General features: G+C 72.6%; 19 protein-coding genes. 15 read left to right on the top strand and 4 right to left on the bottom strand.

The annotated features are described in order from the left end of the window. Nucleotides 1-200: 200 nt before the first annotated feature. The 7 genes from BLQ63_RS24345 to BLQ63_RS24315 all read left to right on the top strand — a co-directional run bounded on the left by BLQ63_RS24345 (nt 201) and on the right by BLQ63_RS24315 (nt 8,108). Nucleotides 201-1,571, top strand: a complete 1,371-nt coding sequence (locus tag BLQ63_RS24345) for a C40 family peptidase (RefSeq protein WP_177155088.1) — start codon at nt 201-203, stop codon at nt 1,569-1,571. A 105-nt stretch (nt 1,572-1,676) separates the two neighbouring features. Next, on the top strand, nt 1,677-3,818 hold the full coding sequence (locus BLQ63_RS24340; RefSeq protein ID WP_143015070.1) for a zinc-ribbon domain-containing protein: 2,142 nt from the start codon (nt 1,677-1,679) through the stop codon (nt 3,816-3,818). A gap of 219 nt (nt 3,819-4,037) precedes the next feature. Next, complete coding sequence (locus BLQ63_RS24335; protein ID WP_091040140.1) at nt 4,038-4,331, top strand: HPr family phosphocarrier protein; 294 nt, start codon at nt 4,038-4,040, stop codon at nt 4,329-4,331. Nucleotides 4,332-4,663: 332 nt separating this feature from the next. Next, nucleotides 4,664-5,620 carry a menaquinone biosynthetic enzyme MqnA/MqnD family protein gene (locus tag BLQ63_RS24330; protein WP_218125478.1) on the top strand — a complete coding sequence of 319 codons (957 nt, stop codon included), beginning with the start codon at nt 4,664-4,666 and terminating at the stop codon, nt 5,618-5,620. Next, nucleotides 5,605-6,372 carry an FAD-binding oxidoreductase gene (locus BLQ63_RS24325; protein ID WP_091040138.1) on the top strand — a complete coding sequence of 256 codons (768 nt, stop codon included), beginning with the start codon at nt 5,605-5,607 and terminating at the stop codon, nt 6,370-6,372. Before BLQ63_RS24330 ends, BLQ63_RS24325 begins: the two co-directional genes overlap by 16 nt. Nucleotides 6,373-6,463: 91 nt before the next feature. Beyond that, the gene (gene mqnC, locus BLQ63_RS24320; RefSeq protein ID WP_091040137.1) at nt 6,464-7,615 is read left to right on the top strand and encodes a cyclic dehypoxanthinyl futalosine synthase; all 1,152 of its coding nucleotides are present in this window, start codon (nt 6,464-6,466) and stop codon (nt 7,613-7,615) included. Nucleotides 7,616-7,706: 91 nt separating this feature from the next. Next, a complete protein-coding gene (locus BLQ63_RS24315) occupies nt 7,707-8,108 on the top strand; it encodes a YbaB/EbfC family nucleoid-associated protein (protein ID WP_091040136.1) in 402 nt (133 codons plus the stop codon). A 73-nt stretch (nt 8,109-8,181) separates the two neighbouring features. Here BLQ63_RS24315 and BLQ63_RS24310 read toward each other — a convergent pair whose 3' ends face one another. The 4 genes from BLQ63_RS24310 to BLQ63_RS24295 all read right to left on the bottom strand — a co-directional run bounded on the left by BLQ63_RS24310 (nt 8,182) and on the right by BLQ63_RS24295 (nt 13,427). Further along, nucleotides 8,182-9,414: a trypsin-like serine peptidase gene (locus BLQ63_RS24310; protein WP_091040135.1), complete on the bottom strand. Its 1,233-nt coding sequence runs from the start codon at nt 9,412-9,414 to the stop codon at nt 8,182-8,184. A gap of 159 nt (nt 9,415-9,573) precedes the next feature. Continuing rightward, nucleotides 9,574-11,343: a potassium channel family protein gene (locus BLQ63_RS24305; RefSeq protein WP_091040134.1), complete on the bottom strand. Its 1,770-nt coding sequence runs from the start codon at nt 11,341-11,343 to the stop codon at nt 9,574-9,576. Nucleotides 11,344-11,456: 113 nt separating this feature from the next. Beyond that, the gene (locus BLQ63_RS24300; protein ID WP_091040133.1) at nt 11,457-12,482 is read right to left on the bottom strand and encodes a GNAT family N-acetyltransferase; all 1,026 of its coding nucleotides are present in this window, start codon (nt 12,480-12,482) and stop codon (nt 11,457-11,459) included. 69 nt (nt 12,483-12,551) lie between these two features. After that, nucleotides 12,552-13,427, bottom strand: a complete 876-nt coding sequence (locus tag BLQ63_RS24295) for a lytic transglycosylase domain-containing protein (protein ID WP_091040132.1) — start codon at nt 13,425-13,427, stop codon at nt 12,552-12,554. Between the two features lie 607 nt (nt 13,428-14,034). On the opposite strand from BLQ63_RS24295, the gene BLQ63_RS24290 reads away from it, so the two are divergent. The 8 genes from BLQ63_RS24290 (at nt 14,035) to ccsB (ending at nt 22,098) form a co-directional block, all read left to right on the top strand. Next, the gene (locus BLQ63_RS24290; RefSeq protein ID WP_143015069.1) at nt 14,035-15,690 is read left to right on the top strand and encodes an adenylate/guanylate cyclase domain-containing protein; all 1,656 of its coding nucleotides are present in this window, start codon (nt 14,035-14,037) and stop codon (nt 15,688-15,690) included. 358 nt (nt 15,691-16,048) lie between these two features. After that, nucleotides 16,049-17,353, top strand: a complete 1,305-nt coding sequence (gene hemL, locus BLQ63_RS24280) for a glutamate-1-semialdehyde 2,1-aminomutase (RefSeq protein WP_091040129.1) — start codon at nt 16,049-16,051, stop codon at nt 17,351-17,353. Further along, the gene (locus BLQ63_RS24275) at nt 17,350-18,003 is read left to right on the top strand and encodes a histidine phosphatase family protein (RefSeq protein ID WP_091040128.1); all 654 of its coding nucleotides are present in this window, start codon (nt 17,350-17,352) and stop codon (nt 18,001-18,003) included. The genes hemL and BLQ63_RS24275 overlap by 4 nt, the downstream gene beginning before the upstream one ends. A 23-nt stretch (nt 18,004-18,026) precedes the next feature. Continuing rightward, nucleotides 18,027-18,602: a TlpA family protein disulfide reductase gene (locus BLQ63_RS24270; RefSeq protein ID WP_177155087.1), complete on the top strand. Its 576-nt coding sequence runs from the start codon at nt 18,027-18,029 to the stop codon at nt 18,600-18,602. Next, nucleotides 18,599-18,760: a hypothetical protein gene (locus tag BLQ63_RS28630; protein ID WP_177155086.1), complete on the top strand. Its 162-nt coding sequence runs from the start codon at nt 18,599-18,601 to the stop codon at nt 18,758-18,760. Before BLQ63_RS24270 ends, BLQ63_RS28630 begins: the two co-directional genes overlap by 4 nt. A 52-nt stretch (nt 18,761-18,812) precedes the next feature. Beyond that, a complete protein-coding gene (locus BLQ63_RS24265; protein WP_091040126.1) occupies nt 18,813-19,553 on the top strand; it encodes a cytochrome c biogenesis CcdA family protein in 741 nt (246 codons plus the stop codon). After that, nucleotides 19,550-21,133 (top strand): cytochrome c biogenesis protein ResB, encoded by a 1,584-nt coding sequence (resB, locus tag BLQ63_RS24260; protein WP_245681078.1) that lies wholly within the window; start codon nt 19,550-19,552, stop codon nt 21,131-21,133. The genes BLQ63_RS24265 and resB overlap by 4 nt, the downstream gene beginning before the upstream one ends. Next, nucleotides 21,130-22,098: a c-type cytochrome biogenesis protein CcsB gene (gene ccsB, locus BLQ63_RS24255; RefSeq protein WP_091040125.1), complete on the top strand. Its 969-nt coding sequence runs from the start codon at nt 21,130-21,132 to the stop codon at nt 22,096-22,098. Before resB ends, ccsB begins: the two co-directional genes overlap by 4 nt. Nucleotides 22,099-22,167 lie beyond the last annotated feature (69 nt).

The raw sequence follows: 22,167 nt of genomic DNA, 5'->3' as shown, positions 1-22,167 counted from the left end.
GCGGTATGTGAGGCCGTGAACGCGGGCGGAGCGTCCCGGCGAATCGGACACCCCCGGGTCCTCCCCGACGCGAACGCGCGCGCAAGGCCCCGCAGGACGTGGTGCGCGCCATGGAAGTCCGGCCGCGGGCAACCGCGGACGCGAGAGTTGCGTGTCTTCGGTACCATATCCGTGGCTTCCCCCACAGAAGGACACCTCACATGCGCGTTTCACGGTTCGGTGCCCGCGTGATCGCCGCCGCCTCCGCGGCCGCGGTCATGGTCGTTGTAGGGCAGAGCGGGGGTGCGCTCCCCGCCCAGGCGGAGCCTGGGGTCACCGTCCCCGACGACGGCGAACGCCCGGCCGGAGGCGCGACCGACGACACCCCGGTCACGAACCCCGAGACCGCCGACGGCCCCCTCGGCGACCAGATCACCGCCGCGCAGATCGACCTCGCGCAGATCGCCGAGGAGACCACCGCCGCCGAGAGCGAATGGCTCGCCCGCGAGGACCGCCTCGCCGGCGCCCAGACCGCCTGGACCGAGACCGCCGCCGACCTCGAGACCGCCCAGGCCGCCCTCGACTACGCCGCGGGCGAGGCCTACACCGAACTCTCCGGCGTCCCCGAAGCCGACCTGCCCGACCTCTCGGGCCTCACCCCGCTCGGCGGCGAATGGGACCTGCCGAGCCTCAGCGCCGACTTCGACGACGCCGAGACCGCCGAAGCGGTCGCCCGCGCCGCCCTCGACGCCGCGTCCCTCTCCGCCGACCGCGCCGAGGGCCGCTACATCACCCTCGACGCCGAGTTCGACCGCGCCCAGACCGAGCTCAACGAGCTCGTCGAGGAGAACCGCGAGGAGCTCGAGCAGCTCGAGCGCGAGCGCGAGGCCGCCGCCGCCGAGTACTCCGGCGACTTCTCCTCCGAGGTCGACGGCTGGGACGCCGCGCCCGAGGCCAAGAAGGCCGTCGAGTACGCGCTGGCCCAGCTCGGCGACCCGTACGTGTGGGGCGCCGAGGGCCCCGACTCCTTCGACTGCTCCGGGCTCGTCCAGTCCGCGTACGCGTATGCGGGCGTGAGCCTGCCGCGCGTGGCCGCCGACCAGTACAACGCGACCCGCGACAAGCCGGTCGACACCGAGAAGCTCCTGCCGGGTGACCTCCTGTACTGGTGGGACGATCCGGGCAGCTGGCAGTCGGTCTACCACACCGGCATGTACCTGGGCGACGGCAAGATGATCCAGGCGCCCCGCACGGGCGACGTCGTGAAGATCAGCTCGATCTGGTTCGAGAACTTCGCGGGCGCGCATCGCGTGGTCGACGCGGTCCAGACCGACCCCGACGCCGAGAACCCGACCCAGTCGCCGTCCGACCCCGGCACGACCGACCCCGAGCCGACGCCGAGCGAGACGGGCTCGCCGTCGCCGAGCCCCTCGCCCACGCCCAGCGAGGAGCCGTCGCCTACGGAGACGCCCTCCTCCACGCCCTCGCCGACCGACGGCGAGGACACGCCCACCGACGACGGCGGCGAAAGCCCGACACCCAGCGCCGACAGCGCCGAATCGGCGACCCTCACGCGTGAATCGGAAGCGTGAGGGTACTGCCCGGTAGTGGGAAGGCGCGCACGGGACGCCACCGGTTGATGGCACGATGGTGATGAGTTGCCCGATTGACGACGCTCCAGCCCCGAGGAGGCCCGCGTGGACGCGAACAGCTGTAGCTCCTGTGGCAAGCGACTGACATCCGGGCAGCGGCGCTGCCCCCAGTGCGGGGCGCCCCTGCCGCCCCCGTTCGGCGGCTTCCCGGCCGAACCGCAGTACCCGCCGCCGTCCCAGTCCGCCAACTACGGCGCGCCCGCCGCGTACGGCGCCGCTCAGGTGCCGACCTACGCGCCGCCCGGACAGCCCCCCGAGCCGACCTACGCGCCGCCCGGCGCCTACCAGCCGTCCGCGGCCCCGGAAGGCTACGGCGCGGGCCAGGGCCAGGCCGCGGTGCCGCAGTACGGGCAGCCCGGTTCGCCTCCGGCGCCCCACCACGCCGCCCCGCAGGGCTGGGCGCCCCCGGGCATGCCGCCCCAGGGCCAGGCCCCCGGCTACGGCGCTCCCATGCCGCCCGCGTCCGGTTCGGCGCAGGTGCCGCCGTACCCGCCGCACGGGCCCGCCTCCGGCGCGGCCCAGGTCCCGCAGCCGTACCCGTCGGCGCCGCAGTTCCAGCAGCCGCCGCAGTCCTACCAGGCCGGGCCGCCCTACCAGCCGCCGCAGCCGTACCAGTCCTCCCAGTCGCTGCCGCCGGTCGCCGCGCCGCAGCCCGCGATGCCGCCGGTCTCGCCGCCCGTCCCGCAGGGCCAGTACGCGCCCTCGCCGGAGGGCCAGTTCACGGTGCCGCCGGTGCCGTACCAGGCCGAGGCGTCGGCCTCGGCGTTCGGGGAGCCGCCGATCGCCGCCCCGGTGACCGGTGTGCCGTTCGCGGCCCCGCCCGCGGGCGGTTTCAGCCTGCCCTCGACCGACTCCGCCGCGTTCGCCGCGCCCGGCCCCGACCAGGCGTCCCCGGACGGGACGCAGATCCTGCGGCGCACCCCGGCGGTCGCCGCGGCCGCGCCGTTCGCCGACCCCGGGCCGGCCCAGCCGCCCGCCGCAGCCTCCGGTTTCAGCATGCCGCCGGCCGACAGCACGCCGGGTGCGGCGTACGCGACGCCCTCGCCCGAGCCCGCGTTGTCCACGCCCTCGCCGTTCGCCGAGTCGGCGCCCCGCTTCGACGCGCCGCCCGCCGAGCCTCCCGCGCCGGTGCCGTCCGGCTCCGAGCGGCCGACCCCGGCCGAAGTGGTCGAGGACGACGACGACGGCCCCATGTGGGACGACCTGCCCGACCCGCAGGAGGACGACGGCGACGTCGAGCTCTCCGCCGAGGACGAGACCTCGCTGGCCGGACTGGGCGACGACGTGCCCGGCGAGTCCCTGCCGCCCGCCCCGCCTTCGGCTCCCGGCCTCGCCGAGGACGGCGAGACCGCGGACTCCGTGGTCGAGCCCGAGCTCGACGAGGCGCTCGCCGCCGCCGCGGTCATGGAGGCCCCGAGCCCCGGCGCCGACCTGGTCGAGGCGGTCGAGGCCGCGACCGAGCTCGCCGACGCCGCCGGCGTGTCCGTGCCCGAACCGGTGATTGCCTTGGGCGCCAATGCGAACGACTCCGTGTTCGACGCGGCCGACCACTCGCTCGAGTCGGGGGCGACGGTGCACGAGCGCGCGTCCGAGCCGTCCGTTTTCGACGAGCCCACGCCGCCGCAGCCCGAGCCGGTGCCGGACCCGCAGCCCACGCCGCCCCAGCCGACGCCGACGCCGACGCCGCCGCGTCCGACCCCGCAGCCCGAGCCCGTCCCGAATCCGGAGCCGCGCCCGCCGTCGCCGCAGCCGGCCCCCGACCCGCTGCCGCAGCCCGAGCCGGTGCCGCACCCCGAGCCCGGCCCGCCGTTCCCGCGCGTGAACGACAGCCCGTTCTCGGACGCGGCCCCGATCGAGGAGTTCGACGCGATCGAGCCCGCGAAGCCCACCATCGACGACGGCGACACGGAGGACCACCCGGAGGAGGGCCCGAAGTCCGAGATCGAGGCGTCGCGCAAGAAGATCGTCAACGCCCCGGACATCAGCCTGTTCGAGGAGCCGTCGACGAAGCGGACCGGGTCGCACCAGCTGCCGCCGTCGGCGTGGCCGCCCGTGGACGGGGACGGGTTCGCGCCCGGCCGCGCGCACGTCAAGAACCACCTCGAACGCTCCGAGCTGCCCGAGCACATCCCGCTCCCGCGCCCGACGGTCTACGGCGCCAAGCCCGAGGCCGAGACCGGGGAGTGACCGCGGGCTCAATGGCATCGGGGTCCCGAACACACCCCGATCCGCTGCCGTCCGGTCCCGTTGTGTACCGCTTCCCGCTGCAATAGCACGAAAAGTCTTACACCGTCCCTTGCGGCGGTCCATCCTGGTGCTGACGGGACGCCGAGGCGGCCCGCTGACGGCGCGGGGGCCGGGCCGGTCCGAGGCCCGTGCCCCGCGCGAACGGGGAGGGTGAGGAGCATGGCCGAACGCCGTGTGACAGTGACCACGGAGGTCGGGATCCAGGCCAGGCCCGCGACGGTCTTCGTCGAGACCGCCGCCGAGGCCGATGGCGAGGTCGCGATCGCGAAGCCCGGCGGCGGCGCGCACGACGCCAAGTCGATCCTGCAGGTGCTGACCTTGGACGTGCGCCCGGGCGATGCGATCGTCATCGAAGCCGACGACGAGGAGGTCCTCGACCGGCTCGTCGCGCTAGTGACCGACGACGCCCGCATCGGCGCCGGCGGCGAGATCGGCGACATCGACGACCACTAGGCAGCCGACGACCGCTCGGCAGCAGCGGGATGCCGGGTGCCGGGCCGGAGCGGCGGCGGTGCCGTGCCGGGGGACGGCACGGCACCGCCCCCGCAGGCGCATCAGCACCGTTCGTCCCAAGCCTGAGCATCATTCGCCCCGAGGCTGAGCGTCATTCGCCCCGAGGCGATGTCGCAGGGGCCGAATATCGTTGCATCGGGGGGATCCCGGATGTCCGATTTGCCGGGACCCTCCGTTCGCGTTTCCCCGGTCCGCGCCGCGTCCCGGTGATGTCGGCGACGCCGCCCCCGCTCACCGGTCCCCTTGCCGCGCGACAGGCTACGGTCGAAGCTGTGAACATCGCCAGGCGTCCCAGGGTCGGCCACATCGCGTTCCTCAACTGCATGCCCATCTACTGGGGACTCGCCCGCACCGGCGCGCTGCTCGAGCTCGACCTCCACCGCGCCGCGCCCGACGAGCTCAGCCGCCTCCTGGTCGACGGCGACCTCGACATCGGCCCGATCACCCTCGTCGAATACCTCCGCCACGCCGACGACCTCGTGCTCATCCCCGACCCCGCGGTGGCCGCCGACGGCCCGGTCCTGAGCGTCAACCTCGTCTCCCGGGTCCCCCTCGTCGAACTCCCGGCCGCCCCGCGCGTCGCGCTCGCCTCCCACTCGCGCACCGGCGTCCTCCTCGGACGGATGCTCCTCGAAGACCGCTACGGCCGCAAGCCCTCCTACACCGTCACATCGCCCGACCTCGCCTCCGCGCTCGAGGGCTCCTTCGACGGCCGCGGCGCCGACGCCGCCGTCCTCATCGGCGACGAGGCCCTGCGCGTCCACCACGACCCCCAGGGCCACCACGTGCTCGACCTCGCCGCCGAATGGCGCGACTGGACCGGCCTGCCGATGGTCTTCGCCGTCTGGGCCGTCCGCCGCGACTACGCCGAGGCCAGCCCCGGCATCGTCAAGGACGTCCACCTCGCCTTCACCGAATCGGTGCGCCGCAGCCGCGAGGAGATCGACGAGGTCGTCGCCTCCGCCGCCCGCTGGGAGCCCTTCGAGCCCGCCGCGCTCGCCGAGTACTTCGACCGGCTCCAGTTCGGCCTCAGTGAGCGACACCTCGCCGGACTGCGGGAATTCGCCTCCCGAGCGGCCCGTTACACCGGTATGGGCCCCGACCCGGCGAGCCGCATCGCGGCGCTGCCCGAAGGCGGGCCGGAGTTCTTCGCCGCCGGGCCCGGCGCCCGGATCCGAACTCCCCGAACACCCGCGAAGAAAGGGAACCCGCTGTGGCCGTCGAGCTGAAGAAGCGGAGGCCCCGGCCCTCCTGGCACAAGCTCACCGTCAGCCGCGTGCGCGCCCTCACCGAGGACGCCGTCGAGGTGACGCTCGCCGTGCCCGAGCACCTCCGCGAGGCCTTCGACTTCAAGCCCGGCCAGCACCTCACCTTCCAGCGCGTCGAACCCGACGGCTCCGAAGTGCGCCGCTCCTACTCCCTCGCCTCCACCCCGCGCGAACTCGCCGAGCACGGCACCCTGCGCCTGGGCATCCGCTCGATCCCCAAGGGCAACTTCTCGGGGTACGCGAACCGGCGACTGCAGACCGGGGACGTCCTCGAAGTGCTGCCGCCTCTGGGCCACTTCTGGACCGAGATCCGCCCCGACCGCCACTACGGGTCGGTCGTCGCCGGGTCGGGCATCACCCCGATCATCGCGATCAGCACCGCCGCGCTCGAGGCCGGCGCCCGCGTCACCCTCCTGTACTCCAACCGGACCGAGACGAGCACCATGTTCGCCGAGGAGCTGCGCGAACTCGCGCGCGTCCACGGCGACCGCCTGCGCCTGCACCACATCCGCACCCGCACCGAAGGCGCCACCCCGCTGCTCACCGGCCGCCTCACGCCCGAACGCCTCGGCGACTTCCTCGGCTCGGCCGTCGCCGCCGGCGAGATCGACGAGTGGTTCCTGTGCGGGCCCTACGAGATGGTCCTGGGCGTCAAGGAGGTCCTCGAAGAGGCCGGCGCCCGCGAGATCCACACCGAGCTCTACACCGTCTGAGGCCCGCCCACGGGCCGGTGCGACCGAGACCCACGAGTCAATCCGCTCAGGCGCACTGTCCCCGGCGCCGCTGCGGCGATACGCTTCGTGCATGGCCGAGATTGACGACGTCCTCGCCCGCGCCGCCGACGGCGGCGCCATCAGCGCCGAGGAAGCCCTGCTGCTCTACACCGAAGCGCCCTTCCACCCCCTCGCCGAGGCCGCCGACGCGGCCCGCAGGCGCGTCATCGGGGACAACATCGTCACCTACATCATCGACCGCAACATCAACTACACGAACGTGTGCGTCACCGCGTGCAAGTTCTGCGCCTTCTACCGCGCCCCCAAGCACGACGAGGGCTGGGCCCACCCGATGGAGGAGGTCCTGCGCCGCTGCGGCGAGGCCGTGGGCCTGGGCGCCACGCAGGTCATGCTCCAGGGCGGCCACCACCCCGACTTCGGCGTCGAGTACTACGAGGAGCTGTTCTCCTCGGTCAAGCGCGAATACCCCGACCTGGTGATCCACTCGATCGGCCCGTCGGAGATCGCGCACATGTCGAAGGTCTCGGGCACCTCGATCGACGAGTCGATCCGGCGCATCAAGGCCGCCGGGCTCGACTCGATCGCCGGGGCGGGCGCCGAGATGCTCCCGGCGCGCCCGCGCACCGCGCTCGCGCCGCTCAAGGAGTCGGGCGAGCGCTGGCTGGAGATCATGGAGGCCGCGCACCTGCAGGGCCTGGAGTCGACGGCGACCATGATGATGGGCACCGGCGAGACCGCGGCCGAGCGCATCGAGCACCTGCGGATGATCCGCGACGTGCAGGACCGCACGGGCGGGTTCCGCTCGTTCATCCCGTGGACCTACCAGCCGGAGAACAACCACCTCAAGGGGCGGACGCAGGCGACCACGCTGGAGTACCTGCGGCTCTTGGCGACCGCGCGCCTGTTCTTCCACAACGTGAGGCACCTCCAGTCCTCGTGGCTGACGACGGGGAAGGCCTCGGGCCAGGTCAGCATGCACCTGGGCGTGGACGACCTGGGCTCGATCATGCTGGAGGAGAACGTGATCTCCTCGGCCGGCGCCCGCCACCGCTCGCGCCTGTCGGAGCTCATCGAACTCATCCGCACCGCCGAGCGCATTCCGGCGCAGCGCAACACGCTGTACGAGCGGATGTCGGTCCACTGGACGCCCGAGGACGACCCGACCGACGACCGCATCCGGTCCCACTACTCGACCATCGTCGCCGAGCTCCAGGCCCGCTAGGGGCCCCCGCGACTGGCGCCGACCCGATAGACTCTCGGCTCGTGTGCGGCGCATGACCCCCTGTGCCGTCCGGCGAGTTGAGGAGCGTTCCATGTCCATCGGCGGCATCCCCGATCCCGAGGCGTCCAGGGACCGGCTGGTGGCCTGGAAGGGCCGGATCGACCAGCTCGCGGCCGACACCCAGGCCATGAGCGACCAGATGGAGCGGCTGCGGGTCACCGTCATGGACCCGCGCCGGATCGTCGAGGTCACGGTCGACTCGACCGGGAACCTCGTCGACGTGCTCTTCTCCGAGCTGATCCGGCGCTTCACCCCCGAAGAGGTCTCGCAGGCCCTCATGGACACGATCCGGGCCGCGAAGATCCAGGTCGCCGACCGCTCGGCCGAGATCATCGAGACGACCCTCGGCACGGACTCCTCCGCCGGTCGGGCCATCGCCGAACGCGTCCGCAAGCAGCTCACCCCGCCCGACGAACCCGAGGGGACCGTCTAGACGGCGGGGCGCGACTCGACACGCCGAGGGGCCGCCCGGCCGGACCGGGCGGCCCCTCGGCGTATCCGCGGGTTTAGAGCAGGTGCCCGATCTCGGCCTTGATGAGGCCCGCGTTCACGCCCGAATTGGGGCAGCCTCCGAAGTGGTGCAAGGCCAGCACCTCGTGCGTGTCCCTCGACAGCACCGGCGAGCCCGAGGACCCGAACTCCGTGTCGCAGTAGTACGAGACGTCGCTCCCCGTCACGTAGCCGTCGTAGACCGCGTTCTTGACCACGCAGTTCCCGCCGTCCACCGAGGACTCCATCGCGATCTCCGTGGGCCGGCCCGACGGGTGCTGCGGGATGTAGATCGCCTCGCCGCGCTTCGCCGGCCGGTCCGCCAGCTCCAGGTACCCGAACCGCTCGATCCGCGAGAAGTCCTCCACCGTGAACAGCGTGTAGTCCAGGGGCTTCGAGGTCGCCAGGACCTGCGAGCCGCTGACCTTCACCGGCACGTTCGTCCGCTCCGAACCGCAGGCGACGCAGTCGTATCCGAACCACACCTCGGTCTGCGCGGCCTCCCACGACTCGGTGAGGCAGTGGTGGTTGGTCAGCAGCCGGTTCTCCTCGCCCACCCGGAACGCCGTGCACAGCACCGTCCCGTCGATGAGCAGCCGCGCCACCGGCTCGGCGTGCTCGACCACCTCAGGGTAGGAGGACCGGTAGCAGGCGGAGCTCTTCTTCTCGTCCTCGGCGCAGATGCTCTCCTCGGGCCGGGCCTGGTCGGTCTTCTCCTCCACCAGGCCCTCCACGACGTCGGCGGCGAACCCGTAGGCGGCCTTGTCGATCAGGACGCCCAGCGCGGACGACTCCGGGCTCCCCTCGCCGCGGTGCAGCTCCACGATCGCGGTGTCCCCGGTGATCGACGTCGCCCACTGGTCGACCGTCGACTCCTCGTACGTGTAGGACTCGGTCCCGTCGGGGCTGGAGACGGTGACGTGGTCGCCCGCGTTCAGCAGCAGCCGCTCGAAGTGCACCTTCACGTATCCCGCGTCGGGACCGGCGATCTCCAACGCGCTGCCGGCGTCGGCGTAGGTGAGCGACTCGGCCAGCTCCTCGACCTCGCCGACGTCGATCAGGCCGAGCACCGAGTCGTCCACCGGCAGGATCTCGGCGGCCTCGCCGAGGGCCGTGCCGACGGGGTCGTCCTCGGCGAACGCGCTGGGGACCACCACCGCGGCCGCGCCGACCGCGAGGGCGCCGGCCGTCGCCGCCAGGATGATCTTGCGGCGCGTGCGTCCGGCCGCGCCCCTTCGTGGATTCCGCACGCCTACCGCCACGGTCGGCCCCTTTCGTGAGAGATGTGTCGACCGTTCAACGATCGAGGCGGAGGGAAGTTGCGCCGCCTTTCAGGGGACGGCGAGCGTCACACGGGGCGCCGGACCACCCGGCTGGAACCACACTCTCGCGGAGTGCGCCGCCGCGACCTACCAGGCGGCCCCGCCGGGGCGGCAGTCGTCGAGGATGTCGTTGAGGCCCTTGCGGGTCGCCAGCACCAGGAGCGTGTCGCCGGCGTTGAGGCGGAAGCCCGCGTCCGGCTGCCACCGGATGGTGCCGCCGGGGCGCTTGACGGCCAGGAGCCGGTGCGAGCCGATCTTCGTGGCCCGGTGCGCGCCGGTGTCGTCGAGCCGGGAGCCCTCGCCGATCTCGAACGCCTCGATGTAGGCGATGTGCCCGCGCACCGGGATCGTCACGAGGACCTTGTCGTCGGTCAGCCGCTGCGCGAAGCTCGCCGAGGCGACCTCGGGGGCGCTGTAGGACGCGTGCGGGGGCGCCTCCTGCGGGGCGGCCGCCTTGTTCAGGTTCTGGCGGATCAGCGTGGCGAACTCGGGGTTGTAGATGCGCATGACCGTGCGCAGCGACGGATTGCACTGCAGCCCCGACAGGGCCGCCTCCAGGTTCGCCGTGTCCTGCTTGGCCATCGAGACCAGGGACCGGCAGTGCGCGACGTCGGCCTCCTCCAGGATCTGCTGGCTGCTGGCGTCGCCCAGCAGCACCTGCGCGCCGGCCTTGCGCGCCGCCTGGATGCCCATCGCGTCGCGGTTCTGCTCGATCGCGACCACCGGGATCTTGCGCTCGCGCAGCTTCTCGACCACGCGGGTCCCCATGTTGCCCAGGCCGATCACGATCACGTGCTCGCGGACCCGCCGCACCCGCCGGCCCTCCGAGAGCGCGTAGCGCCGGTCGACCACCGCTTGGACGATGGCGCCGGTGGCGAACGGGATCAGCAGCGAGCCCGACAGGGTCATCACCGCGTACGTGGTCTTGAGCATGCCGCTGGCCTGCATGTCCGGGTCGATCCCGCCGCCCGCCAGCAGCGCGAGGAGGTAGAACACGTCGCCCTGGCCCTCGGGACGGCTCACGCCGCTGTGGTCGTTCAACAGGACCACGAAGCCGAACACGAAGACCACCAGCAGCGCGATCGACAGGACGACCAGGCTCTTGTTGAGCATGCCCCGCAGCGCGCTCGCCGACTCCTTCACCCGGCGCACCATGTTCGTCCACATCGGGCGAAACCGGGACTGGCGCCGGTCGGGCGCCAGGCACAGGTACCGCAGCGCCTCGGCCTCGTCGTCGGCGATGAGCTCGACGCCGATCCGGTTGCCGCTGGCCACCAGCCACTGCGTCTCGGCCCGCTCGTCTCGCCGCCGCGTCAGGTAGAGCCGGCGGTCCCAGATGTCGATGTCGCCGGGCGGGAGCTTCTGGAGCGCGGCGAGCGCGTACGTGTCGGCGACCATCTCGGCGTCCGACTCGACGTACACGCCGTCGTCGTCGTCGCCCAGGAGCTTCTGGATGTTGTCGCGCAACCCGTTGTTGTACATGCGGATGACCAGCCGCGGGAGCGTCTGGTCGCCCAGGTAGTGCGACATCTCCCGGATCTCCAGGGCCAGATGCAGGTTCCCGACGTCGTTCTGGTCCATGAGGGCGACCGCGTACGCGTCGGTGAGCCCGGCCTCGCGGATGGTCTCGGCGGTGACGTGCGGCCGGGTGAACACGACCAGGTTCCGGTTGCCCTCGGACTCCTTGCGGATCTCCTCGCGCTGGCCGCCGGGGCCGTCGGGGAAGACGGCGATGACGCGGAAGGAGTAGCGCTCGATGAGGTGCTTGATGAACCGGAGCGTCAGGCCGTTGTCGCCCACCACGATGACGCGGCGATCGGTCGTGTTGTCGTCGATGCGCGCGTGCCGGGGGTGCATCGACTTAGTGTACGGAACGTTCACAAACGGTTGCGGCCCATGATCTTCCGGACCGCGGGCCCAGGCGGGCCGGTCGGGCGCCCGCGGACCGGTCCGCTCGGGTGCACCGGCGCTCAGGCCTTGCGGGCCATGCGGGCGAGGAGCTTGTCGACGTCGGCCTCGTAGTCGTACCAGTCGACGTCGTGCACGAAGCCGAGTTCGGCGTTGATCCAGCGGACGTCGTCGGCGGAGTCCAGCGTCCACGTCTGGACGTCCATGAGCTGCGGTTCGGCCCGGCGCAGCTCGGTGAGCAGGCGGGCCTTCATCGACATCGCCAGCCCGTAGGAGCGGTGCTCGGGGGCGACCACGGTGTCGTACTGGTCGGCGCGCGTGGGCCGCTGCGCCGAGACCACGAGCTCGGTCAGGCCCACGACGTGCCCGTAGGGCTCGGAGATCGCCACGGCGATGTGCGAGCGCATCCCGCGCTCGGCCAGCACCGTGAAGGAGTCCCGCAGCGCCGGCGCGTACGCCGAGCCGCGCCACTCGGGCACGAACGCGACGTTCCCCGGGTTCGAGTGCAGGTTCGCCTTGACGTCCGCGTACGAGTCCATGAGGCGGTCGGGGACGCCCCCCGCGTGGTACTCCAGCCGGTAGCCCGCGGCCAGGCGCCCGGCGGCGTGCTCGATCTTCTCCCAGTCGATCTCGGCCCACCGCAGGAGATGGCGCTGCTCGACCTCCAGGCGGGTGAAGCCGTGGCGGTCGTAGAAGCCCACGGCCGGAGTCGTGGCGATGACCTCGACCGACAGGGTCCGGCAGCCGTTCGCCTTCGCGCACTCGGCGACCGCGCGCAGCAGCCGCGTCCCCACGCCCTTGCCGCGGGCGGAGGGCCGGGTGGACATCTCGACGACGCCCGTGCCGCCCTGCTCGCCCCCGAACAGGATCAGGCTCGCGTGGCCGACCAGGTCGCCGTCGCCGTCGCGGTCCATGAACAGGTAGCGCGTGTCGTCGGGCAGGGACCCGACCAGGTAGTCGCGGAGGCGGTCGGTGCGCCAGCGCGGCTCGGCGGGCATGTCGGCGGCGGTCATGTCGTTGAGGACCGAGCACCAGTCTCGGAGGTCGTCGGCCGTCATCTCGCCGGGAGCGAGCTGCTTCAGGGGCATCTCTTATCCTTACCCGAAATCGTCACCGAACGGAACCCCTACCTCACACTTCGCAGCCGCGAGGGTTGGTCAGACGGTGCTCTTCCTGCCGTACTCGTCCGCGCGGTCGAATACCTTCTGCACGTAGTCGTCGCGCGGGTTGTAGCTGTGCACGGCCTCGTACCAGCCGCTCGGAGTGGTCAGGTCGCGGCCGCCGTGGCAGAGGTAGTTCGCGGCGGCGGTGACGGCGTCGTCGATGTCGTGCGGGTTGTAGACCCCGTCCTTGTCGCCGTCGGCCTTCCAGTTCTCCCAAGTGCTGGGGAGGAACTGCATGGGGCCCATCTCGCTGTAGCCGGACCCGATGATCTCGGTCATCGTGGTGCCGTCGGACTGGATGCTGTTGCCGCCGGTCGTGCCGTGGTTGGTCTCGGTGGCGCCGATCCCCGCGAGGGTGGTCCACGGGAGGTTGCAGCCGGGGTTCTCGACGGCCGAGACGAGCTCGGCCCTGCCGTAGGCGACCAGGGCGCGCTGGGGGATGCCCAGGGCCGCGAGGTTCTGCGCCCACGAGTCGAGGTCGGTGGCGCCGCCCGCGGCCGGCGAGGTCGCGGACTCGGTGGGGGCGCCGGTGGTGGTGTCGCCGACCGGGCCGGTCTCGGCGGGCAGGCCCGCGGCCGGGGCGTTCTCGGGGGTGAGGACGAGCGGGGCCTCTTCGGCCTCGGGGCTCGGCTCGGTGCCGAACGACCAGGCCGGGCCGGCGCCGGGGACGAGGAACCACCCCGCGGCGAGGGTCGCCGTCAGCGCCAGGGCGGTCGCGGCGACCTGGACGCCGAGGCGACCGGCCGGGGCGCGCAGTCCGCGCCAGGCGGCGCGCAGGCCCCTGCCGGAGGCCTTGAGAGCCCGCCAGAGGACGCGGAGCGCGCGCTTGGGGAGCGCTGCGAGGCGGCGGAGGAGGAGCGCGAACCACACGGGGGAGGGTCGTCCTTTCACGGTCGGGGGCGGACGCGGGACGGTCGGGACGCGGTCCCGGCGCCGGGGCGGCCAGGGGTGTTCGGTCCGGTGCGGACGGTAGGGCGCCGGAGTGCCCAGTATGCACCCGTTCGCCGCATCGCGGGAGCGACGGGTGGGCGCTGCCGGCCGCCGTTCCCGCCCTCCGGGACGCGGTCGATCGCGGCACCGGGCTGAAAGCGAGTATTCCCTAGTTTCATTCCCGTGGGCAACGCCTGAGGGTCAACAATTCCCGAAAAGCCCGCCACCAGCGGCCGACAGGATCGTTCTCCTATCGGATCGGTGGTTGCCACGAGCAAACCCACGTCAAAAGGGGTCTCACGGTCCGCCCTCGGCAGGAGGCGGCGCCAATACCGAGTGCCCATTCCCATCACGGCAGGTAACCGACTGAGATGGGGGTGACACTGTGAGGCCGCTGGGCATTTGTGCCCGCGCACCAGCGCGCCACAGCCCGGCATACGGGGGCTGAACGAAAGTTGATCGACACGTGGATACGACAACGGCATCGCACGCCGCACTGACATCCTTTGCCCTCCCCCTCGGGGACAACGGACCGGAGTATCGGGCTGTGTCCGATGTAGCCGGTCGAATCGCGGACGGCGGCAACGGCGCCGCGTCCGAACCGAGCCGCTTGCTGCCGGCCGGAGACGTCACATTCATGTTCACCGACATCGAAGGGTCGACGCGACTGGCATCCGGCCTCGGCGCCGAGCGCTACCGCGTCGTCCTCCACCGACACCGCGCCCTCGTCCGCGAAGTACTGCGGGCGGCCGGGGGCGTCGAGATCGACACCGAAGGCGACTCGTTCTTCGTGGCCTTCCACGACGCGGCCGACGCCTGCGCCGCCGCCGTGGCGATACAGACCGCGCTGCGCGCGGCCGACTGGCCCGACATGGGACAGGGCGCCGGGCCACTGCGGCCGCGCGTCCGCATGGGACTGCACACTGGGGAGGCCTGGCCCTCGGCCGGCGGGTACGCCACGCCCGAGGTGCACCGGACCGCCCGGATCTGCTCTGCCGCACACGGCGACCAGATCCTCGCCTCGGCCGCCTGCGCCGACGCCGCCGGACTCGCACCCGAGGCGGTGCGCCGCCTCGGCGACTTCGAACTGCGCGGCCTGCCCGGCGCCACCGAACTGGTCCAACTCGCCGCGCCCGGACTGCCGGCCGCCTTCCCGCCGCCGCCCGTCCGGCCCCTGACCCACCACCTGCCCGCCGACCTCAAGACCCCGATCCCGCGGCCGGGGGAGTACCGCGAACTGGACCGGGCCTTCGCCAACCACCGCCTCGTCACCCTCACCGGACTCGACGGCTGCGGCAAGACCACCGTCGCCAAAGCCTGGGCCCGGAGCCGGCTCGCGTTCTACGAAGGCGGCGTCTGGTACTGCCGCACCGGCGACGGCCTCGGCGCCGCGATCCTCGCCGCACTCGGGCGACACCCCGAGGCGATGCGGCCCGCGATCGACACCGCCGCCGACCGGCTCCGCGAATCCCGCGCGCTCCTGGTCCTCGACGACCTCCCGCGCGCCGCGGCCGGCGACGTCGACTTCCTCCTGCGCGAATGCCCCGACCTCGCGATCCTCGCCGTCGGCGTGCGCCCGCTCGAACTGCCCGGCGAGGCCAAGCGGGCCCTCGCCCCGCCGCCGGTCGACGTCGCCGCCGCGATCCTCGCCGGGTACTGCGAGGAGCGCGGCGCGCCGTGGACCCCCGCCGACTGCCGGGGCCTGGCCGCGGCCGTCGAGGGCTTCGTGCCCGCGCTGGCGGCGGTCGCGGAGCTGTGCGCGCTGGCGTCCCCGGCGGTGGCGCTGCGGCGGCTGACGGACGACCCGGCGGCCGCGCTCGGCGGCGACCGCGGCGGCCTCCGGGCGGCCGTGGACGCGGCCGTGGGGGCGATCTCGGGGCCCGCCCGGGCGGTGCTGCTGGAGCTGGCCGCGCGGTCGGCCGGGGCGACGGTCGACGAGGTGCTCGACCTGTGCCGGCCGCGGGACGGGAGCCTGGAGGCGCTGGTGGAACTCGTGGACGTGGCGCTCGTGGTGATCGAGCGGCCCGCGATGGACCAGGCGGTGTACCGGGTGCCGGCGCCGCTGCGGTGGCTGCTGGTCGGGCCGGACTCGCAGCGCGCGCCGCAGCGCCAGGGGCTGCGCGGCGCGATGAGCGCGGACTTCGCGGAGCGGCTGGTGCGCCCGGTCAACATCGACGGCACGCGCCTGCGCGCGGTCGCGTGAAGACCGCTTCGGACCGGGCGCCGGCGTAGCGGCGGGCGGTGTCGGCGGGCGGCGGGCCGGAGCCCGCCGCCCGCTCGCGTTCGGTCACGCCTTCGGGCGACAGAAGGGCCGCGGGGGCCGGTTCTTGTCGGACCCGCGCGGCAAGGTTGCCGCACGGTCCCCGGGTGGGTGGGGGTTAGGGACGGTATACGGCCTCAAGCCCCCAAAGGCGTACGGCTCAGTCGCAGCCCGCAGCCCGCAGCCCGCAGCCCGCAGCCCGCAGCCCGCAGCCCGCAGCCCGCAGCCGCGTGTCCGTGCCGTCTCATAGCGGCGCGGGCCGATCAGGCCCGGGCGGGCCCTCGTGTGCGATGCTGAGGCCGTGACTGACAGGCAACCGAAGCCGCTCGCCCGCACCGCCTCCGCCGCCGCCATCGCGCGCGCCGCGCGCGTCGTGCCCGGCGGCGTCAACTCGCCCGTGCGGGCCTTCCGCGGCGTCGGCGGCGACCCGGTCTTCATCGCCGAGGCCTCCGGCGCCCGCATGACCGACATCGACGGCAACACCTACGTCGACCTCGTCGGCTCCTGGGGGCCGCTCATCCTCGGGCACGCCCACCCCGACGTCGTCGCGGCCCTCGCCGCCGCCGCGGCCCGCGGCACCTCCTACGGCGCGCCCACCCTCGGCGAGATCGAACTCGCCGAGCTCATCGTCGAGCGCACCCCCTGCGAGATGGTCCGCCTCGTCTCCTCCGGCACCGAGGCCACGATGAGCGCCGTGCGCCTCGCCCGCGCCGCCACCGGCCGCGACAAGATCGTCAAGTTCGCCGGCTGCTACCACGGCCACGCCGACTACTTCCTCGCCGAAGCCGGCTCCGGCGTCGCCACGCTCGGCCACCCCGACTCGCCCGGCGTCCCCGCCGCCGCCGCGGCCGACACGATCGTCGTGCCCTACAACGACATCAACGCCGTCGAGGCCGCCTTCGCCGCGCACCCGGGCCAGATCGCCGCGGTCATCACCGAGGCCCTCCCCGGCAACATGGGCGCGATCGAACCCCTCGACGGCTTCAACGAGAAGCTCTACTCGGTCGCCCGCGCCCGCGGCGCCCTCCTCATCTCCGACGAGGTCATGACCGGCTTCCGCGTCGGACCCGGCGGCCTCGCCGCCCCCGCCGACCTCTACACGTACGGCAAGGTCATGGGCGGCGGCCTCCCCGCCGCCGCGTTCGGCGGCCGCGCCGACCTCATGGGCCGCATCAGCCCCGCCGGCCCCGTCTACCAGGCCGGCACCCTCTCGGGGAACCCCCTCGCCGTGGCCGCCGGACTCGCGACCCTCCGCGCCTGCGACGACGCCGTCTACCGCACGCTCGACGCGACCGCCGCCGAGATCCAGCGCCTCGCCGCCGAAGCGCTCACCAAGGCCGGGGTCCCGCACTACGTCTCCGCGCCCTCGAACCTGTTCAGCGTGTTCTTCTCCGAAGGCCCCGTCACGAACTTCACCGAGGCCAAAGCGCAGGACACCGAGGCCTACGGCGCGTTCTTCCACGCCATGCTCGACCACGGCGTCTACCTGCCCCCGAGCGCCTACGAATGCTGGTTCACCTCGGCCGCGATCGACGAGGAAGCCCTGTCACACATCGAACAGGCACTGCAACCGGCCGCAGAAGCCGCGGCTAAGGTGCGCTCATGAGCGGCTCCACGACCATCGTCCACCTCCTGCGCCACGGGGAGGTCCACAACCCGGACGGGATCCTCTACGGGCGCATCCCCGGGTTCGGCCTGTCCGAGCTCGGACGCGAGATGGCCGTGGCCGCCGCCGAGCGGCTCTCCGGACGCGACGTCGTCCACGTCGGTGCCTCCCCGCTCCAGCGGGCCCAGGAGACCGCCGAACCCCTCGCCGCCTCCCACCGCCTCGACACCGTCACCTACGACGGCCTCATCGAAGCCGGGAACTCCTTCGAGGGCCTGCGCGTCGGCGTCGGCGACGGCGCCCTCCGCCAGCCCCGCTACTGGTGGCGCCTGCGCGACCCCTTCCGCCCCTCCTGGGGCGAGGCCTACCTCGACATCGCCCGCCGCATGATGGACGCCGTCGAGAAGGCCCGCGTCGCCGCCGAAGGCGCCGAAGCCGTCCTCGTCTCGCACCAGCTGCCGATCTGGACCGCCCGCCGCTTCGCCGAGCGCAAGACCCTCTGGCACGACCCGCGCCGGCGCGAATGCTCGCTCGCCTCGGTCACCAGCCTCCACTACGAGAACGCCACGCTCTCGCGCATCGAGTACTCCGAGCCCGCGGCGCACCTCCTGCTCAAATCCGAGTCCGCCCGGAAGGCCAAGGGCGCCTGACGATGGGCGTTCGGCGGAGGTCGATGCTGGCAGCGCTGCCGCTGCTGGCCCTCGCGGCCTGCTCCGAGTCGGGCGGCGAGAACGCCGACCGCGTCAACGAGATCAACCGCGACCGCTACGTCTCCGGCGACGGCTCGAACTACCGGTGGGAGGACCCCGAGGACCGCTTCGCGGCCCCGCACCTCACCGGCACCGCCGTCGACGGCACCACCGAAGTCGACACCGACGACTGGGCCGGATCGGTCCTCGTCGTCAACTTCTGGGGCTCCTGGTGCCCGCCCTGCGTCGCCGAGGCCCCCCACCTCGCCGACGCCGCAGCCGAATTCGCGGGCCAGGACGTGCAGTTCCTCGGCGTCAACATCCGCGACACCGACGACGCCGCCCTCGCCTACGAGCGCCGCTACGGCATCGCCTACCCGTCGATCTCCGACGCGCCCGGACGTATCGCCGACCAGTTCGTCGACTACGGGCTCTCGCCGAACGACATCCCCGCCACCATCGTCATCGACGCCGAACACCGCGTCTTCTCCATCTGGCGCGGCGAACTCGAAGACGCCGAGACCCTCATCGCCGACGTCAAGAAGGCCCTGGAGACATGAAGCCCAACCCCCCGAAGGTCAACCTCCGCAAGGCCGCCAAGGGCGCCGTCATGGCCGGCACCCTCGCCGTCAGCGCACTCGCCGTGAGCACCCTCGTCAAGAAGCGCCTCTACCCCGCCCCCGAGCCCGAGCCGGGACCGCGCGAGGAGGCCGAGTGAACCCCGCCGAGACCGCCGCCGCCGGACGGCCCGCCGTCCGCGAGGAGGCCGCATGAACCCCGCCGAGACGGCAGCCTCCGGACCGCTGCTCCTGGCCTTCGGCGTCGCCGCCCTCGCCGGACTCGTCTCCTTCGCCTCCCCGTGCACCCTCCCCCTCATGCCCGGCTACGTCTCCTACGTGACCGGCATGAGCGGCACCGAACTGTCCAAGGACCGCCGCACCGGACGCATCCTCACCGGCGCGCTCCTGTTCGTCGCCGGATTCACCGCCGTCTACACCACCGTCGTCTTCGCCCTCCAGAGCGCCGGGCGGGCCCTCCTCCAGAACACCGACATGCTCGAGACCGTCGCCGGGATCGTCATGATCGCCATGGGCCTCATGTTCATCGGCCTCATCCCCACGCGCGGCGGCTACGCCCCCAAATGGCGCCCCGCCGTCGGCCTCGCCGGCGCCCCCCTCTTCGGCGCGGTCTTCGCGCTCTCGTGGATCCCCTGCACCTCACCGGTACTCGCCGCCATCACCAGCCTCGCCGTCATCCAGGACGGCACCGCCCGCGGCGTCGGCCTCATGATCGCCTACTGCGCCGGACTCGGCGCGCCCTTCGTGCTCTTCGCCGTCGGCATGCACCGCCTCGCCGGGGCCCTCGACTTCCTCAAGCGCCACGGCCGGGCCATCTCCATCGCCGGCGGCGCCATGCTCGTCCTCGTCGGCCTCATGCTGGTCACCGGCGCCTGGACCGAATTCATGAACTGGCTGCGCGCCACCGTCGGAGTCGGAGTGAGCCTCCTGTGACCGCCACGCTCGCCCCGCCGCCCCGCAAACCCAAGCCCGCCAAGCGACTGCGGTCCTTCGCCAGGCGCTGGTGGCACCAGCTCACCTCGATGCGCACCGCCCTGCTGCTCCTGCTCGCGCTCGCGCTCGCCGCGATCCCCGGCTCGACGTTCCCCCAGCGGTCCATCAGCGCCGTCGAGGTCACCGACTACTTCGCCGAGCACCCCGACCTCGCGCCCTGGCTCGACCGCCTGTGGGCCTTCGACGTCTACACCTCGCCGTGGTTCTCCGCGATCTACCTGCTGCTCATGGTCAGCCTCGTCGGCTGCATCATCCCGCGCCTGGGCGTCCACTGGAAGGCCTTGCGCGCCAAGGTCCCCGACGCCCCCAAGCGGATGTCGATCCTGCCCTACCACCGCGAGGTCGCCCCCGGGGCCAACCAGTCCCTCGCCCGCGCCGTCCTCAAGCAGCGCCGCTGGCGCACCACCGTGCGCGAGGCCGAGGACGGCACCGTCACCATCGCCGCCGAGAAGGGCCAGCTGCGCGAGACCGGGAACCTCCTGTTCCACACCAGCATCATCTTCATGCTCGTGGGCGTCGCCGTCGGCAGCCTCATGAGCTGGTACGGCAACCGCATCCTCTCCGAGGACAAGACCTACTGCAACAACCTCCAGCAGTACGACGAGTACGGCCTGGGCGCCTGGGTCGACGAGACCAGCCTGCCGCAGTTCTGCCTGACCCTCGACGACTTCGACGCCGAGTTCACCAACGGCGGCCCCACCGCCTACGACGCCGACGTCTCCTACGAGACCGGCGGCGAGACCGGCGACTACCACCTCGAGGTCAACTACCCGCTGAACATCGACGGCACCAACGTCTTCCTCATCGGCCACGGCTACACCGCCGTCGTCACCTACACCGACCGCTACGGGCAGACCCAGACCCTCCACCAGGAGTTCCTGGCCATGGACGCGGCCCTGAACTCCGAGGGCGCCTTCAAGTTCCCCGACGCGAACTACAACCCCGAGACCGGCGCCGTCGACGACGACGCCGAAGTCGGCTTCGACGCCGTCCTCGTCCCCACCTACGACGACTCGACCGGGATGCTCATCGGCTCCGACCCCGAGCTGAACAACCCCGTCCTCGCCCTCACCGCCTACATCGGCGACCTCGGGCTCGCCGACGGGCGGCCCGAATCGGTCTACTCCGTCAACGAGGCCCAGATCGCCTCGGGCGCACTCCAGCAGGACAACGACGAGGTCGAGGTCATCGGCGTCGGCGACACCATGCGGTTGACGGACGGCTCGAGCCTCACCTTCGACGGCGTCGAGCAGTACGCCGTCCTCCAGGTCCGCCACGACCCCGGCGGCCCCATCGTCCTCGCGGGCGCGCTGCTGCTCCTCGGCGGCCTCCTGCCCGCACTCGCCGTGCGCCGCAGGCGCTACTGGATCCGGTGGAACCCCGACGGCACCGTCGAGACCGCCGGCCTCAACCGCAACGACTACGACGGACTCGACGAGGAGTGCGACGCCTTGACCGCCGAGATCGCACCCGGCTTCGAACCGCCGCAACCCGAACCGGACCAAGGGAGCAAGCCATGACCGGTGCCGAAGCCGCGAACGCGCTGTTCGTCGCCACCATCCTCACCTACGCCGCCGCCATGTTCGCCTACGCCGTCGAATACGCCTTCGACAAACGGGCCCCCAAGCGCGCCAAGGCCCTCGCGGCCGTCGGCGCCTCGGGCGAATCCGACGCCGCCGAATCCGAGTCTCCGGGTGAGGCCCCGATCAGCCCCGCCGCCGCGCGCGGCGCGGGCCGGCTCGGATTGATCCTGACGTTCCTCGGCACGGCGGCCCTCGCCGCCAGCATCGTCACCCGCGTGATCTACACCGGACGGTGGCCGTGGGGCAACATGTTCGAGTACACCGTGGGCGTCGCCCTCGCCGGGATGGTCACCTGGCTGGTCCTCGTCTCGCGCGGCACGGTGCCACGGCGCCTCGGCCTGTTCGCCGCGTTCGCCGTGACGATGGTCCTCGGCACCTCGGTCCGCGTCTACACCGAGGCGGGACCGCTGGTCCCGGCCCTGGACTCGTACTGGATCATCATCCACGTCACGGCCGCGATCGCCGCCTCCGGCATCCTCCTGATCGGCTGCGTCTTCGCGATCCTGCACCTGATCAAGCGCCGCTACGACCGCCAGGTCTCCGACGGCAAGCCGATCCGCTTCCCGCTCAGCATCGCCGAGCGCCTCCCCGACGCGACCGCCTTGGAGCGCTTGACGTTCAAGATCCACGTCTTCGCGTTCCCGCTGCTGACCTTCGGCATCTTCGCCGGCTCGGTCTGGGCCCACTTCGCCTGGGGCCGCTACTGGGCCTGGGACCCGAAGGAGGTCTGGGCGTTCATCGCCTGGGTCGTCTACGCGGCCTACCTCCACGCCCGCGTCTCCGGCCGCAGCGCCAAGGTCAATGCCCCGTGGATCGCCATCCTGGGCTACGCGGTCATGCTCTTCAACCTGACCGCCGTGAACCTCATCTTCAGCGGCCTCCACTCCTACGCGGGAGTCTGACCGCCGCCGAACGCCGCGAGGGGCGGGTGCCGGTCACCGGCGCCCGCCTTCGTCGTCTCCCGGAACCGT

The sequence above is a fragment of the Glycomyces harbinensis genome, from assembly GCF_900101745.1.
Taxonomy (GTDB): Bacteria; Actinomycetota; Actinomycetes; order Mycobacteriales; family Micromonosporaceae; genus Glycomyces; species Glycomyces harbinensis.
The sequence above is the reverse complement of the archived record's forward strand: the minus strand, read 5'-3'. Positions and strand labels throughout refer to the sequence as shown.